Consider the following 517-nt stretch of genomic DNA (forward strand, 5'->3'; position numbering starts at 1 on the left):
ACGCGGTAAGGTGCGCAACCGTGCGTCTTGTGATAGCTCGGTGCAGCGTCGACTATGTGGGCCGGCTGACGGCACACCTGCCCAGCGCCGTCCGCCTGCTGCTGGTGAAGGCTGACGGGTCGGTGTCCATCCACGCGGACGGGCGGGCCTACAAGCCGCTGAACTGGATGAGCCCGCCCTGCGTGATAGCCGAGGCGGACGGCGTCTGGCGGGTGACCAACCGCGCGGACGAGCAGCTCGTCATCACCATCGAGGAGATCCTGCACGACTCCTCGCACGAGCTCGGCGTGGACCCCGGCCTGCGCAAGGACGGCGTCGAGGCGCACCTGCAGGTCCTGCTCGCCGACCGGCCGGACGCGATCCAGGAGGGCCTCACCCTGGTGCGCCGCGAGTACGAGACCGGCATCGGCCCGGTCGACCTGCTCTGCCGGGACCCCGACGGCGCCAGCGTCGCGGTCGAGGTGAAACGCAAGGGCGAGATCGACGGTGTCGAACAGCTCACCCGGTACCTCGCCCG

General features: G+C 70.2%; 1 protein-coding gene. It reads left to right on the top strand.

The window, feature by feature from the left end:
- Nucleotides 1–20 precede the first annotated feature (20 nt).
- Nucleotides 21–517 (top strand): endonuclease NucS (gene nucS, locus AC5LSR_RS21930; RefSeq protein WP_493468930.1); only part of this gene is annotated, 497 nt, incomplete at its 3' end.

Source organism: Protofrankia sp. CiP1_Cm_nod4 (assembly GCF_982290645.1).